We start from the raw sequence: 14,664 nt of genomic DNA, 5'->3' as shown, positions 1-14,664 counted from the left end.
GCCCGCGATCACCGGCAATGTCAAAAGCTTCGAGTGGGCTTCCTAGCTGGCGCTAGGTGCCGTTCGGGCAGGAGAGTTAGGAAACCGAAGATGGAAGGCGGCGCCCCCGGGCCCTGAAGAAACCTTCAGGCTGCCTTTGAGCTGGCGGGTGAGGTTGGTCACCAGTTGCAGGCCAAGGGTTTCTGTCTCTTTGATGTCGAAGCCGGGCCGCAGTCCCGCGCCGTCGTCAGCGATGAGCAGGTTGGCCGTATTGTCCTTCAGCCAGGCTCTGAGGATGATGCGGCCCACGGGGCGGCCGGCGAACGCATGCTTTAAGCTGTTGGTAAACAGTTCGTTTATGATGAGGCCGCACGGAATGGCGGAATTCACGGGCAGGCAGAAGTCAGGACAATGGATGTCAGGGGTTATAGTTGTGCTTTCCGGGGTGTATGCCTGGAGTAAAAATGCGGCGAGCTGGCGAAGGTATTCTGGAAAGTTGATGCAGCTGAGATCCTCGGACGAATAGAGCTTTTCATGGACAAGGGCCATTGCCCGCACCCGGGCCTGGCTGTCCAGGAATTCCCCGGACATTTCGTGGTCTGACTTGGCTGCCTGAAGCGATAAGAGGCTCGACACAATTTGCAAGTTGTTTTTGACTCTATGATGCACTTCCCTGAGAAGAACCTCTTTTTCTGCGAGTGAAGCGCGTAGGGCCTTTTCCACGGCAAGCCGCTCGGCGATTTCCGAGCGAAGATCACGTGTCCGTTCCTTCACCAGGGTTTCGAGCCGTTCGTTATGGAGCTGGTTCTCCCGGATGAGTCTGGCGCGCTCCATGGCTCTGTCCATTGCGTAGAGCAGGATGGCCATGTCTTCTATGGGCTTGGTGATGAAGTCCCAGGCTCCAAGGCGTAAAGCGTTTATGACGTCAGGAATGCTGCCCGTACCGGACACCACAATCACCGGCAGGTTGGGCCTCATCTCCTTGACTTTATTGAGCACCTCCAGCCCGGATATGCCAGGCATGGCCAGGTCGAGAAGAATACAGTCGAATTCCTGGGACTCGATCGCTTTCAGGCCCTCGAGTCCGTTGAGGGCCGTAGTGACAGTGTGCCCGTGGTCTTCAAGGAATACTTGGATGCTCAGTCTTATGGCAGGTTCGTCGTCAATACAGAGAATTCGAAGTGAACTCTGTGTCGCGCCATCTCCGTAAGGCCGGGCAATGGCGTTCTGGGCGGGGGTGTTCACGGTTTTCCCTGCGCCTGGATCAGCTGGGCGGAGTCACCGATGATGAGGTATTTCCCTGGGTACGAGACAGGCTTTCTATCCTTCCTCAAGAGCCAGGAGTCGGGTTTTGTTTTAACCCATTGTTCATAGTTGCGATCAAGAATCGCGTAGGTATCCAGAAAACCGTTGAGTCCGTGGGAAATGCGCACACAGCCTTTGGAATCAATTCGTCCCAGGCGTGGTTCGCCCTTGTCCGGGTCAGTGGAGTGCATGAGAAGGCGCATCTGGCTGACGGTGTTGCCGTTTTTGTATTTCTTGAAACCTTTCTGGTCGCCGAAGTCCCAGACGCGGCTGTCCTTGGCTCCCAGGCCACGCCAACCATCCTGGTTAGGCGTTCCCAGGGCACGGTAGGAGAAATTGTCCACCAGATTCTCGAAAATACCGGTGGGGGTTTCGAAGTAGTCACCGCCTTTTTCAATATTGCCGGAGGAGATGAGATCTGTGCCCAAAAACTCAATCTGCTTGCGTTCCGCGTCGTAGAAACCCACTGTTATGAACTGAGCGTTGGGATTGCGGTCAACGTAGACGAAGTATTGGGATTCGGTGAAATCACGGCCTGATTTGGCCATCTGATGCATCGCGTCCTTGCGGACAAACTCGTAATACGCAGTACCAAGAGAAGCGAGGCGCTGACGCCGCTCTTCAAGAATCTGCTGCAACTTAGGTGATTTGTTCCACTGCTTTTTCAGCTGCTCAATCCTGTCCATGGTGGGTTTCTGGACGGATTTCGAAAACAGCTGTCGCATCTCGACCAACTCCTCCTGGGGGGAGAGAGCCGGGGCGGCCGGAGCTGGCAGGGCCTCCCGGGGAACGGTCGTGGCGGAAGAGAGGGAAGCGTGTTTGGCTGGTTGCTGTGTGGATTCCTGTCTGGCCTGGGGCTGCGTAGGCTCCAACTGCCCGTATGCCGCGTGCCAACCGGCGGCGATGCAAAAGGGCAGGGCGATTCCAGCCAGGAAAACCCAGGTGTGACGTGCGCGGGAGGAAGATTTCTTGGATTTTTTGGGGCTGGCCATGCCAAGAACCATTTCACAGTACTTTTTTCATCGATACCCTAAACGCTCGCCAATGAAAAGGGCGGAGAAGCTCAATGCTTTCCGCCCAGAAGTTCAGAGTCGTATGGCCGTATGCTTAGAAAACGCGACGCGCTCCAGTATACTTGCGCTCCCAGGTGGGCTCGTCCAGGCTCGATATCTTGACGGTGTCTCCGGAACTCGAGCTGTGTATGAATTTGTTGTCTTCGAGATAGATTCCAACGTGGGTGATGCGCTTTTTATTGCCAAAGAAGACCAGGTCGCCTTTGCGAAGCTGGCTTTTGGCGATCACTTTGCCTTCCTGGAATTGCTCCCGGGAGCTGCGGGGCAGGTTGATGCCCAGCTTGCTGTATACCCAGGTGGTGAAGCCGGAACAGTCAAAGCCAGTGGCGGGTTCGGTTCCGCCTGCACGGTACAATGTTCCGATCTGGCTGAAAGACAGGGCCACCAGACGCTGGTGGGTGGTTGTGCCGGTCAGGCCGGAGAGCTCGAAGGGGTTTTTGGAGCCGGCGACAACGCTCGGAACAGGCAAGGTGCAATAATTGTTGTTGTTGAAGTGCAGGAATGGTGAAGTTGGTTCGAAAGAGGCGGCGATATTTTCAGCGGTTTGAGGGTTTTCTGCAAGGTTTTGTTTGTTCGAGTACTGTTTGGAGCCGCATGCGGTTGTGATGAGCAGGATAGCCAGCACGATCACCGTTCGCATGGTCGTCCAAGGGGCAAGGGGTGTGGTGCGATGCATCTCTTCCTCGTCTCCTTTTATGAAGATGTAAGCCGTTGTAGACATGTTCAGTTAAGAATCCAGACCCGCCGCTAGACCGCAGCATCATGATGGGCCAAGGATTCTCGGGCGTCCGGAAGGTCCCTTTGATATTTGCGTCTTTCGGGGCTTTGCTCGCTCCAAAGAGTGACGCTCTTGCGGGGACGGCATTGTAGGGACAAACCCAGCCGGGAGCCTCGCTTTTCTACCTTCCTGGGGGCAGCTTTTAGCCGCTTGGGAAAAAAATGTCCAGCGTTTTCCGGGCATTTGATGTTTGATGTGCTAAGTGGCTAAATTCGTGCGACATGTTGGTGTTGCTGAAAGGTAGATAAAGTATATATTAAGATGTTTTTTTATTAGTTGATTGCAAAAAAGCTTGCGAATTTGCCTGCATGCACGCATCCTCCCGTCAACTGAAATGAGTACGTTCAGCATTGTCGCCAAAAAGGGCGGTCCAATATCTGAAGCGCCCCTTGTACCAGGCCTTACCCTGGCGCAGCACCTTTTCATCGCCGGGGCGTTCCAGGCCAAGGCATTGTGCTCAGGCGCCGGGCGATGCGGATTGTGCCAGGTGAAGTTCCTTACCACTCCCCCCGAACCGCTTGTCGAGGAACAGGACATTCTCTCTCCCGGCAGGCTTGATGAGGGGTGGCGTCTCGCCTGCAAGCGTCCCCCAGTACCCGGTTCAGTGGTCGAGGCCACTTTGGCGCCGTCCAAGCCTCTTTACCGCGCTCTTCCCCGGTCATGTACCGACGCCGTTCTGGGCATCGACCTTGGAACGACGTCCGTTCACTGGCGTTTTGTCCAAGGGGAAGTGTCCACGTCCGGCTCCTTCCGCAACCCGCAACTCGGCGCCGGCTCCGAAGTGATGTCCCGGCTGGCCCTTGCCCGGGCGGCCCATGGCGCCATGCGGCTGCGTCAAGCCGTGTGTTTTGCCGTGCGGGACATCCTGGCCGGCCTGCCCTGCCTTCCCGGAGCTGTCTGCCTGGCGGGCAACACCTGCATGACCTATTTGGCCTTGGGCAAAGACATCTCAGGCTTGGCTTCCGCGCCGTACCGGGTGGACTGGCCCGGCGGCAGCGTTGAAACCCTTGACGACGATCTGCCCGGGGTCTACATCCCGCCGCTCATTGCGCCTTTCGTTGGCGGGGACGTGAGCGCGGGGCTCGCGGCTCTGGAATTTTCCAGGCCAGAGCCGTCCCGGCCCTATCTGCTGGCCGACCTCGGAACCAATGGCGAATTCGCGTTGGCCTTGCCCGATGGCCGATTCCTGTTGGCCAGCGTCCCCATGGGGCCGGCTCTCGAAGGCGTGGGCATGGCCCAGGGAATGCTGGCAGGGCCTGGAGCCGCTGTCGCCTTTGGCCTCTCGCCCGGAGGGCTCGTGCCGGTTCCCTTCGGTGGCGGTGCCGGAACGGTCAGGGGCATCTCGGGTACCGGGTACTTAAGCCTGTTGGCCAAGCTTTTGTCGCTTGGCGTCATTACCGAAGCTGGCCAGTTCGCCCGCGAGGCGGCGTCGCCCCTGGCTGCTCGAATCTTGGCCGGAGTGAGGAGGGATTCGGGCGAACCCCGACTCAACGTTGGAGAACTCCTGGTCCACGCCTCCGACATAGAGGCCATGCTCAAGGTGAAAGCCGCTTTCGAAACCGCAGTCAGGATTTTACTTCACGAAGCCGGCATGGCCTACGGCGGGCTTTCGACGGTGTTTCTGGCCGGGGCCTTGGGCGAGCACATTCATGCCCCGGATTTGGAAACCCTGGGCTTTTTGCCGCCGGGAGGCGCGGGCAAAGTTCGGGCCGCGGGGAATACCTCGCTGGATGGGGCCTGTCTGGCCGCCGCCAGGTACGATGTCCGCGACTGGCTTGGCGAGCTTCCGGCAAAGACCCGGTTGGTGGACGTGGTGTCCTTCCCCGGATTTCAAAAGATGTATCTCGAATCAATGAGGTGTGCCCATGCCGGATGAACAGGCCGCGCTTCTACGTCGTGCCGCTCTGCTCATTTCCAGGCCTTCCCCGGATCTGGTCAGCGCCTTGGCGGGGTATCGCCAGGTATTGGAAGGGGTGCATCCGCTCAAAGCCAAGCACAAGGCTGGCCTGCCTCAGGACGTGAAGCGGCTCTCCCTGGCCTTGACCGCCGAGCGGGGCCCGGGCCCGCAGGCCAACTACTTGTCCGCCCCGGCGAATCTCTCGGCCTACCTTTATTATTTCCTGCCCTGGAACCTGTTTCGCCTCTCCCGCCTTCTCTCCGGACTGGACTTTGATATCCCGGACGGTTCGAGCGTGCTGGACCTGGGATGCGGACCGCTGACCCTGGCTCAGGCCCTCTGGATATCGCGCCCCCAACTGCGGGAGAGAAAAATCAGGCTGGTCTGCGTGGACCAGACCGGGCAGGTCATGCGCGCTGGGCGAGCCTTGTTCGAGGCGGTTTCCGGATCCAAAGGGAAATCCTGGACCATCGAGCTCGTCCAGGCCCCGGCCCATAAGGCTCCGCAGGAACCTTTTCAGCTGTTGATGGCTGCCAACGCCCTGAACGAACTGGCCAAGGGCCGTGGGGAGGAGGGGCATCAGGGTCTGGAACGTTTGGGGGATATGCTTTCGGGGCGGCTGTCCCGCGAGGGCAGGCTCTTGCTCGTGGAGCCCGGTACGCGCCTGGGGGGCAACTTGTTGTCGCGTCTTCGCGGCATGCTTATGGAAGAGGGCCTGTCCCCCTTGTCGCCGTGCACCCATGATTCCCCATGCCCCATGCTGGCTCCCAGGTGGCGTTCCTGGTGTCATTTCGTGTTCCCGGCTGAGAATGCGCCTGACTGGCTGGCCAAGCTCACCAGACTGGCCGGCCTGGACAAAGACCGGGCCAGCTTGAGCTTCATGCACATGGCGGCCCAGCCGCCGGCATACGATGCATCCAAGTCTCGTGTGGTCTCCCACCGCTTCCCGTTGCCCACTGGACAGGGCGCTTACGCCTGCGCATCCGAGGGGCTTCGGTTGCTCACTTTTCATCAGCCGCCCAGAGGGGTGGTGTCCGGGGCGCTCCTGGAGGCCGACATGCCCAAACCGGGCGAGCGCGATCCCAAGAGCGGAGCCTGGGTCACCCCGATCCGTGAGAAAACTGCTCCATGAAAGTGATTGATCTGGGCCTCGTTTCTTTTTCCGAAGCCTTGGAAGTCCAGCAGAAAGCCCTGGAAGACGTGTTGCAGGGAGGCCAGGAACGGCTTTTCATCCTGGAGCACCGCCCTGTGATCACATTTGGCCGTCATGGCGGAGAGGCGTTTGTGCGCATGCCTGCTGAGGAACTGCGCGCCCGGGGGGTGGATGTGGAAAAGGCCAGCCGGGGGGGAAGCGTGACCTGTCACTTTCCAGGCCAGGCGGTGCTCTATCCCATCATGCGTCTGTCGGGCAGGCCGGGGGGGCTGAAACGTTTTTTTTATGATCTGGAGCAGACCGGCATCGACGCTTTGGCCAGCCTGGGCATCACGGCGGACCGCAGCCCCGGCCGTCCCGGAGTTTGGGTGGGGCCGCGCAAGATTGCAAGCGTGGGGATTGGCGTAAAGCGCTGGGTGAGCTATCACGGCCTGGCGCTCAATGCCGGGCCGGATCTGTCACTGTTTTCCATGATAACGGCCTGCGGCCTGCCTGGGGTTGAAATGACCTCGGCGGCGCGTGAACTTGAGAGGATGGGACGCGACAGCCAAGAGGCCGACGTCCGGAGAGTCAAGAATGCCCTTGTCGACGCCTTTGAATCAAACGCGGGCCGGTAACCCCCGTCTCCCTTCGTGGCTCAAGGTGAAGCCGCCCTTGGGCGAGGCTTTCGCGCATACGGCCTCGGTGGTCGCCGGGCAGGATCTTCACACGGTCTGCCGCCAGGCCCGCTGCCCCAACATGTCGGAATGTTTCGGCAAAGGCGTGGCCACGTTTCTCATCCTGGGCGGCCAGTGCACCAGATCGTGCGGGTTCTGCAACATAACATCCGGCCAGCCCGCGCCGCCTGAGGCCGATGAGCCGCAGCGGGTGGCCACGGCCGCGAAAAAACTCATGCTCAAGCATGTGGTGATCACCTCGGTAACCCGGGACGACCTTCCCGACGGAGGCGCGCACCAGTTCGCAGAAAGCATCAGGGCAGTACGCCGGGAACTCCCCCAGGCTTCGGTGGAGGTTTTGATACCGGATTTTCAGGGTGACCCGGCGGCGTTGCGTACGGTGCTGGAAGCCAAGCCGGAGGTGGTGAACCACAACCTTGAAACAGTGCCCCAACTGTATTCGACAGTGCGCCCCCAGGCCAAATACGAGCGCAGCCTCGAGCTTCTGGCCAGGGTCAAAGCTTTTTCGGATGAGTCGAAAGTAAAGAGCGGCCTGATGCTCGGTCTGGGCGAAACCCGGGAACAGCTTGCGCGGGTGCTTAAAGACCTTGCGCGCCTGGGGTGCGACATGGTCACGGTTGGACAATACCTCCGTCCCAGCAGGCGCAACCTGCCGGTTGTGCGCTATGTTCCGCCCGAGGAATTTGACGAGGTTGCCGCGCTTGGCCAGGAACTCGGCATTCCGGTCATGTATTGCGGTCCGCTGGTACGTTCCAGTCACGACGCTAGTAATCTTTTGAAATAGCACAGTATTTCGATGCGCGTGGCAGTGTGGAAAGCTGAACGAGCCAGTCGGAGAACAAGAAACCAAGCCCGGTTGCCGGGCGAAGCCGTATGGGATACAAACCACCAGTTTTATCCACGCCTCAAGGAGGTGACGTCGTGGGCTTTCAGGCCACAGGCATACCAGGACTTTGGCTCTATGCTCCCAAGGTGTTCAAGGACGACCGGGGCTTTTTCATGGAAAGCTTCAACCAGGCAACGTTCGAAGCCCAGGGTCTCAAACACCAGTTCATACAGGACAACCACGCCCTGTCGCGCAGCAAAGGGGTGTTGCGGGGTCTGCATTTCCAGCTGCCCCCCCGGTCCCAGACAAAGCTCGTGCGCGTGACCCGCGGCGAGGTGCTGGACGTGGTGGTGGACCTGCGCAAGGGCTCGCCCACCTACGGCCAGTGGAAATCCTTCGTGCTCTCCGGGGAGAACTTCCTCCAGCTGTTAGTGCCCAAGGGTTTTGCCCATGGCTATCTGACGCTCACTCCGGACACGGAATTTCTGTACAAGGTCGACGACTGCTACGCTCCAGAGCAGGACAGCGGGCTCATCTGGAACGATCCGGACCTCGGAGTGGACTGGGGCGTCAAGGACCCCATCCTCTCGCCCAAGGACGCCCAGCTTGGCCGATTCAAGGATTTTCAGTCCCCCTTCGTCTTCGAAGGCTAACTTTCCATCGAGGCCAATTACATGACCGACCCCAAGGACCCAACGGACCGGTTCGCTTCCTGCCATGCCGTCATTCTGGCCGGAGGCTCCGGCACCCGGCTCTGGCCCCTGTCCCGCACGCTTTTACCCAAACAGCTGCTTTCCCTGGACGGCGGGCAGACGCTTCTCAAGCGCACGGTGTCCCGGGCCATGGAGGCCTTCGAGCCTGGAAACGTCTGGGTGGTCACCAACGAGGAACACGTCTTCGAGGTGAGGGGGCAGCTGCGCGAGGTCAACCCGCTGCTGGAAAAGGGGGCACTGGCCGAACCCGTGGGCCGCAACACTCTCCCTGCCATCATGCTCGCCCTGGACAGCATCGTTGACAAGGACCCGGAAGCCCTGGTGGCGGTGTTTCCTTCCGACCATATGATCGAGTCCAACGGCGCCTGGCTGGACACCCTGGCCGACGCGCTCCCCTTGGCGCGCGACGGGCGGCTGGTCACCTTCGGCATAAAGCCCACCAAGCCGGAAACCGGCTACGGCTATGTCCGAAAGGGGAAATCCCTGGGCCCCGGGGCTTTTGAAGTGGCTTCCTTCGTGGAGAAGCCTGATGCCGCCACGGCACAGAAATATTTGGAGAGCGGCGAATACTACTGGAACAGCGGCATGTTCGTCTTTTCCGCACAGGTATTTCTGGAGGCCGTGCGCACACACCAACCCCTGTTCTGGGAGTGGTGGGAAAAACGCAAAGAATCCCCCTTGGCCCAGGGGTACGGACAACTACCGGATATCTCAGTGGATTACGCCGTGGTGGAGAAAATGGACCGGTTGGCCGTGCTGGAAGCCCGCTTCGTATGGGACGACCTGGGCAATTGGGAAGCCATCTACCGTATGGGGCAGAAAGACGCCGACCAGAACGCGGTGCAGGGCGATGTCATGGCCCAGGGCTGCACCGGCAACCTGCTCATTTCCCAGGGAGGCAAGCTCGCCTGTGTGGGACTTGAGGACATGATCGTGATCCAGACCCGGGACGCAACCCTGGTCTGCCCGCGAAGCGAGTCACAGCGGGTCAAGGATGTGGTCACCGCTCTCAAGGAACAGGGCAGCCAGCTGGTGAACGCCCACGTCACGGTGCGCAGACCCTGGGGAAGCTACACCGTGCTGGAGGACGGGCCGCACTACAAGATAAAGCGCATCGAGGTTCCGGCGGGCGGCAAATTGTCGCTGCAAATGCACCACCACCGCTCCGAACATTGGGTGGTGGTTTCCGGAACCGCCCTGGTGCAGGTGAACGACAAGGAAATGCTGCTCACGGAGAACCAGTCCGTAGACATCCCCAAGACCGCCACACACAGGCTCTCCAACCCGGGCAAGGTCCCGGTGGAGATCATCGAGATCCAGACCGGGCCGTACCTTGAAGAGGACGACATCGTCCGTTTCGAGGACGTCTACGGCCGCAATGCAAAGCCCGCGGGCAAATAGCTGCCTCTTTGGCGCTAGCACTATGCCCGCGGCTCGTCGCGACGAATTAACCACCGCCCCCGGAAGGAAAACTGGTTTCCCCCGGGGGCGAATTGTTCAGGCGGGAACCGGTGCGTAGCCCTCTGCCCTGGCGCTTCATCGCCCTGGGCCTGGCGGCCGGGTTAGCGGCTGGCTGGCTTGGGTATTCCAGGCTGGTGACGAGAGTAATAACGCAACCCATTCGTTTCAGCCATTCAATTCATGCCAAGCAGGACGTCCCCTGCGCCACCTGCCATATGGGCGGCCCTGGAGCCTCCTTCAATGGATTCCCCCCGATTTCGGTCTGCGCGGGCTGCCATCCCGAACCCACGGGCGGGCGCACCGAGGACGAGCGGGAGATCGACAAACTGGTCACCGAGTATGTGAAGAAGCGCAAACAGGTTCCCTGGCTGTCCCTGGCTCGTGAGCCCCAGCATGTGCGCTTCGTCCACGAGCCGCACCTGGGCAGGGGGTGTTCTTCATGCCATCCGGACATGTCCCGCGAAGATTACCCGGAACTCAAGCTGAACCTTGTTTCGGGCTACACCAACCACACCATGCGCATGGCGCGCTGCCGGGCCTGTCACGCGGACAGCCGGGCGGCCGACGACTGCGTGGTGTGCCACAGGTAGGCTGGCATGGGACTCGGGCGCAGAGAATTCATCGGCCTGGCTGCTGGAATGGCGGCCGGAGTTGCTGCCAGTCCGGCGCCTTGGCGGGCCGGAAGCGACCTGGCCAGATCTAGCCAGGAGTCTCAAACCTTGCCCGCCGAGCGCCTGCGGGAAATGAGCACCGTAAGTCTGGCCTGCCCTTCTGGCATGGGCATCACTGTGCTCTCGGCAAACGGCAGGCCGGTTCTTGTTCGGGGCAATCCGGCGCATCCCTTGAGCCGGGGGGGAGTCACGCCGCCGGCCCAGGCCGAGGCATATAATCTCTTTCATCCCGGCAGGGTCGGCGGCCCTCTCCAGAAAAATTCCTCGGGTGTGTTTGAACCCATCTCTTGGGCAGCGGCCCTTGCCCTTCTTACGGAGAAGATCAGCCTGGCCCCGGAGAGAGTGATGTCCGTGGGGTCCGCTCGCCAGGGGGGGCTGCAGGACATTCTGGCCGCTTTCATGGATCGGCTGGGCTCATCCAGACAGTATTTAATGCCTTCAGAGGGGGCTGCCGCACGTTCGGCCATGGCATTGATGGGGGCAGCCTGCCAGCCGGGCTTCGATGTGGACAACGCCAGCGGACTCCTGCTTCTCGGGGCGGACGTTTTCGAATCCATGCCAGCGTCCCCGCACTTCAGAAAGGCTTGGGCCGGGCGCGCGGACGAGCATTCGGCCTTTCTCGGGCCGGTGCGTGGAGCGTCCGCCGCTCTCTGCCGGGAGTGGCATCCCGCACCCGAAGGAGCGCAGGCCAGTTTGGCCATGGGCCTGGCCTGGCATCTGGCCGACATGGGCCCGGTCACGGGCAGGGCTCGGGACATGTCGGATTTTATTTCCCTTGTCCGGCAGCGCTTCGGGCCTGAGGAGGTGCGTCTCGCCACCGGGATGGCTCCCGATGTCTTGCGAAAGATGGCCCTGCGCCTTAGCGAAGGAACCCTCCCGATCCTTGGGTCTCAGAGCGGGGACGGGCTTGGGGTGGCCGCGCAGGTGGCTGGATTCGCACTGTCCGTCATGACCGGGAGGGTAAACCGGCCTGGCGGCGTCTACCTGACCGGCCTGTGGCCGGGTGAGGGCGGCGGCCGCGTTGCCGGAGCGCACCTGCGGGCGAAGCCACCCACCTTCTCCAGTGCCCTGGACGGGGTTCATCTGGCCGCTGCCAGAAACCGCGAGCTGGGTCTGGCGGGAGAGCTCAAGCGCATGGGCATGGGCCGCGCGGATGCTCCGGATGTTCTTTTGCTTGTGGAGGCGGATCCGGTGGCCGGATTGCCGGAAACGGAGCTGGTTTCCCGGGCCGTGTCCAAGGCATTGTTCAAGGTGGCTTTCACTCCGGTCATGACCGCATCGGCCCGCTTGTGCGAGCTTGTTTTGCCCTCGCCCATGCCCCTGGAACGCTGGGACGACGTGACCACCCCGTATGGCCTGGCCTTTTCCTGCTACGGGCTTTCCCGGCCGCTGGTGCGCACCAGGGCGGACGCCCGCCACCCTGGCGACGTGCTGCTTGAACTTGCCGTTCGTCTTGAGTGTCCCCTTGGCCCATCCTCTTTCAGGCAGGTTCTCAGGGAGCGGGTGCTTGCCATGGAACGGGCAGGCGGATTCGTGGCGCGAGAGGTCGCTCCCTGGCGCGTGCTGGCAGGCGATGCCCAGCCCGCCCCCGAGGCGGATCTCTGGAGGTCGCTTGTGGAGGGGCAGCTTTGGGTCAATCCGCAGCCTGAACGGGCCGAGCTTTCCTGCCAGGCGGCCTTTCTGGCCAAGGCGTTGATCCCTGAGGCCGTCGACCTGGGGCTTCCGCTGAAGCTCGCTCCTCAGGCCAGTCTGCGCGTGTGCATGCCCGGCGGTGTCCCGCTGCAATCCGTCACCAGCCTGCGCTCTGACGAAGTACGCGATGGCAGATCCGTTCTCAGGCTGAACAGTGCCACGGCCAAGACCGTTCGCGTGAAGCCCGGGGACGTGGTACGGGTGATAAGCCATGCTGGACGGCTTGAGGCTCTGGTGACTTTGGATGAATCGGTGACGGACGGGCATGCCGCGCTTCTCCTGGGTCTGGGAGAGGGCCTTGGTGCCAACGCCAGGCGGGTTCAGTCCACCTGGACCGAGCCCCAAAGCGGAGTCGAGGTTTGGGCCGGATGCCGGGTGAGGCTGGAGCGCATATGAGCGGTGTCAAATGGGGCATGGTGATCGACCTGGACCGCTGCACTGGGTGCGGGGTCTGCGTCAGCGCTTGCCGCCTGGAGAACAACATCCCGCCGTCCGCTCTGGAGAGGCCTTCGGATTGGATCACGGTTGCGCAAAAAGATAATGGTGAGGCTTTCCCCAGGTCCGACGCGCTGTATTTGCCCAAACCCTGCATGCACTGCGAGAATCCGCCCTGCGTGAAGGCCTGCCCGGTGGGAGCCACCCAGAAGAGCGGGCAGGGAGGCATAGTGAGCCAGATATATGCCCGGTGCATCGGCTGCCGCTCCTGCATGAAGGCCTGCCCCTACGGGGTGCGGCGCTTCACGTGGACCTCTGCGGCCTGGCCCGGTGGCATGGAAACCACGATCACTCCGTTCGCCTCGGTTCGGTCCAAAGGGGTGGTTGAGAAGTGCACCTTCTGTTCGCACCGGCTGGTGCTGAACGGGCCGGACGGCTACACCACGGCCTGTGCCGAATCCTGCCCTTCCGGGGCCATAAAGTTCGGGAACCTAGAACATCTTGGAGTAGATCCGGAAGGCTTTGTCCTGTTGCCGAACAAACAGACAATGCCCCAGGTCTTTTATGTTTCCAGGCGAACCTGGGCCAGGGAGAGGGCGTGATTGCCCTGAGCCGCATTCTGCCCTGGGCAGGGGCTTTGGCCCTTGGAGTGTTGGGATGGTTCGCCATGGTTCCCATCTGGACCCAGGGCCTGGTTTTGGCCGCCCCGGATGCGGATTCCCAGCCCGCGTTGTGGCTCGCGGCAGCCAACGTGATGATGGTGCTGGGTGGTGGAGTCATTCTCCTCAGAGCAGCCGCGGCAGTCAGGGGGGAAGGCGGGTTCGGGCCAGTCATGCGTTCAGCCCAGGTTCTTGGTGTGGGCTTGTACCTGGCGGCGTTCGTTCTCTTTGTCGCCATGATCGGACAGCCGGTGCGGGTGTGGTTTCTGGTTGCGCATTGGGACTGGAGCAATACGTTCTGCCAGGCAATACTGGGTTTCGCTGTCTGCCTGTCGTCTTTCTTCCTAAAGCCCTGCAGTGGAATACTCGAATTCGTGATCGCCTTTTCCGGTCTTGGCGCCTTCATTCTCCTTGCATTGCGATTGAGTCCCAATATGCCGGTTGTCCACGGCCACATTGTGACCCCGAGCCAGCAGGACTGGCTGGTCCTGGCCTTCGCTTTGGGATGTGGCGTATATGCATCCTGGCTGCGGGCCCGGGGGCTTTCGAAGTGAACCAAATTGGCGCGGGGGTAAAATATATGTTGCAAAGAGCTTCCGGGCGCTTGACAAGACGAAATGCTTCTGTCAGTTAGCCCGTCGCTCTTTGAGATTGGAAGGCGTTACCTCGTGAGGGCAAAAAGCCCTTGCGTTCAACTGGGGATTGGGCTAAGCCTCGCCGTCTTGGCGCTGGCGTAGCTCAACTGGCAGAGCAGCTGATTTGTAATCAGCAGGTTGCGGGTTCAAGTCCCATCGCCAGCTCCAGAATAGGGTGGGGTTCCCGAGTGGCCAAAGGGAACAGACTGTAAATCTGTCGGCGTCAGCCTTCGGTGGTTCAAATCCACCCCCCACCACCACGAGAAGAGAAAGAAGCGCAGGAGACGGAGTTTTCGTCGTTCGGACTGCGGATATGACGCGGGAATAGCTCAATTGGCTAGAGCATCAGCCTTCCAAGCTGAGGGTTGCGGGTTCGAGTCCCGTTTCCCGCTCCACGTCACGTCCCCTCCGGCCTCGCTTCAAATTGAAGGCCCACGTAGCTCAGTCGGTAGAGCACTTCCTTGGTAAGGAAGAGGTCACCGGTTCAATTCCGGTCGTGGGCTCCATAAATAACAACCAATAGTATAAAAACTGGCGGCAGCCACTAAAGAACCACTTGAGGGGGTTTACCATGGGTAAGGCCAAATTCGAGCGCAATAAGCCGCACGTCAACATCGGCACCATCGGTCACATCGACCACGGCAAGACCACGCTGACTGCCGCCATCACCAAGCTGTCGCACATGCGCGGTTTCGGCGAGTACGTGGCAT

At 60.8% G+C, this 14,664-nt stretch carries 14 protein-coding genes and 4 tRNA genes; 15 read left to right on the top strand and 3 right to left on the bottom strand.

Annotated elements, in window-relative coordinates; all coding sequences use genetic code 11:
* Positions 1-42: 42 nt before the first annotated feature.
* The 3 genes from HY795_15985 to HY795_15975 form a co-directional block, all read right to left on the bottom strand.
* The gene (locus HY795_15985) at positions 43-1,224 is read right to left on the bottom strand and encodes a response regulator (protein ID MBI4806719.1); all 1,182 of its coding nucleotides are present in this window, start codon (positions 1,222-1,224) and stop codon (positions 43-45) included.
* Positions 1,221-2,276, bottom strand: coding sequence for a hypothetical protein (locus HY795_15980; GenBank protein ID MBI4806718.1), 1,056 nt, complete (start codon positions 2,274-2,276; stop codon positions 1,221-1,223). Before HY795_15980 ends, HY795_15985 begins: the two co-directional genes overlap by 4 nt.
* A gap of 115 nt (positions 2,277-2,391) precedes the next feature.
* Positions 2,392-2,997 carry a C40 family peptidase gene (locus tag HY795_15975; GenBank protein MBI4806717.1) on the bottom strand — a complete coding sequence of 202 codons (606 nt, stop codon included), beginning with the start codon at positions 2,995-2,997 and terminating at the stop codon, positions 2,392-2,394.
* Positions 2,998-3,469: 472 nt separating this feature from the next.
* Here HY795_15975 and HY795_15970 point away from each other — a divergent pair, with 472 nt between their 5' ends.
* The 15 genes from HY795_15970 to tuf form a co-directional block, all read left to right on the top strand.
* Positions 3,470-5,011 carry a DUF4445 domain-containing protein gene (locus HY795_15970; protein MBI4806716.1) on the top strand — a complete coding sequence of 514 codons (1,542 nt, stop codon included), beginning with the start codon at positions 3,470-3,472 and terminating at the stop codon, positions 5,009-5,011.
* A complete protein-coding gene (locus HY795_15965) occupies positions 5,001-6,164 on the top strand; it encodes an rRNA methyltransferase (protein ID MBI4806715.1) in 1,164 nt (387 codons plus the stop codon). The genes HY795_15970 and HY795_15965 overlap by 11 nt, the downstream gene beginning before the upstream one ends.
* Positions 6,161-6,802 (top strand): lipoyl(octanoyl) transferase LipB, encoded by a 642-nt coding sequence (gene lipB, locus HY795_15960; GenBank protein ID MBI4806714.1) that lies wholly within the window; start codon positions 6,161-6,163, stop codon positions 6,800-6,802. The genes HY795_15965 and lipB overlap by 4 nt, the downstream gene beginning before the upstream one ends.
* Positions 6,768-7,646 (top strand): lipoyl synthase, encoded by an 879-nt coding sequence (gene lipA, locus HY795_15955; GenBank protein ID MBI4806713.1) that lies wholly within the window; start codon positions 6,768-6,770, stop codon positions 7,644-7,646. Before lipB ends, lipA begins: the two co-directional genes overlap by 35 nt.
* A gap of 89 nt (positions 7,647-7,735) precedes the next feature.
* Positions 7,736-8,341 (top strand): dTDP-4-dehydrorhamnose 3,5-epimerase, encoded by a 606-nt coding sequence (rfbC, locus tag HY795_15950; GenBank protein ID MBI4806712.1) that lies wholly within the window; start codon positions 7,736-7,738, stop codon positions 8,339-8,341.
* 21 nt (positions 8,342-8,362) lie between these two features.
* Positions 8,363-9,802, top strand: a complete 1,440-nt coding sequence (locus tag HY795_15945; GenBank protein ID MBI4806711.1) for a mannose-1-phosphate guanylyltransferase/mannose-6-phosphate isomerase — start codon at positions 8,363-8,365, stop codon at positions 9,800-9,802.
* 110 nt (positions 9,803-9,912) lie between these two features.
* Positions 9,913-10,452: a cytochrome C gene (locus HY795_15940; GenBank protein ID MBI4806710.1), complete on the top strand. Its 540-nt coding sequence runs from the start codon at positions 9,913-9,915 to the stop codon at positions 10,450-10,452.
* A gap of 6 nt (positions 10,453-10,458) precedes the next feature.
* Complete coding sequence (locus HY795_15935; protein MBI4806709.1) at positions 10,459-12,621, top strand: molybdopterin-dependent oxidoreductase; 2,163 nt, start codon at positions 10,459-10,461, stop codon at positions 12,619-12,621.
* Positions 12,618-13,262 carry a 4Fe-4S dicluster domain-containing protein gene (locus tag HY795_15930; protein MBI4806708.1) on the top strand — a complete coding sequence of 215 codons (645 nt, stop codon included), beginning with the start codon at positions 12,618-12,620 and terminating at the stop codon, positions 13,260-13,262. Before HY795_15935 ends, HY795_15930 begins: the two co-directional genes overlap by 4 nt.
* On the top strand, positions 13,259-13,873 hold the full coding sequence (locus tag HY795_15925; GenBank protein MBI4806707.1) for a hypothetical protein: 615 nt from the start codon (positions 13,259-13,261) through the stop codon (positions 13,871-13,873). The genes HY795_15930 and HY795_15925 overlap by 4 nt, the downstream gene beginning before the upstream one ends.
* A 173-nt stretch (positions 13,874-14,046) precedes the next feature.
* Positions 14,047-14,122 (top strand) — tRNA-Thr (locus HY795_15920).
* A 6-nt stretch (positions 14,123-14,128) separates the two neighbouring features.
* A tRNA-Tyr gene (locus tag HY795_15915) sits at positions 14,129-14,214 on the top strand.
* A 58-nt stretch (positions 14,215-14,272) separates the two neighbouring features.
* Positions 14,273-14,349, top strand: a tRNA-Gly gene (locus tag HY795_15910).
* Positions 14,350-14,384: 35 nt separating this feature from the next.
* Positions 14,385-14,460, top strand: a tRNA-Thr gene (locus tag HY795_15905).
* A gap of 65 nt (positions 14,461-14,525) precedes the next feature.
* Positions 14,526-14,664 (top strand): elongation factor Tu (gene tuf, locus HY795_15900; GenBank protein MBI4806706.1); only part of this gene is annotated, 139 nt, incomplete at its 3' end.

It is taken from the genome of Desulfovibrio sp., from assembly GCA_016208105.1.
Classification (GTDB): domain Bacteria; phylum Desulfobacterota; class Desulfovibrionia; order Desulfovibrionales; family Desulfovibrionaceae; genus Fundidesulfovibrio.
The sequence above is the reverse complement of the archived record's forward strand: the minus strand, read 5'-3'. Positions and strand labels throughout refer to the sequence as shown.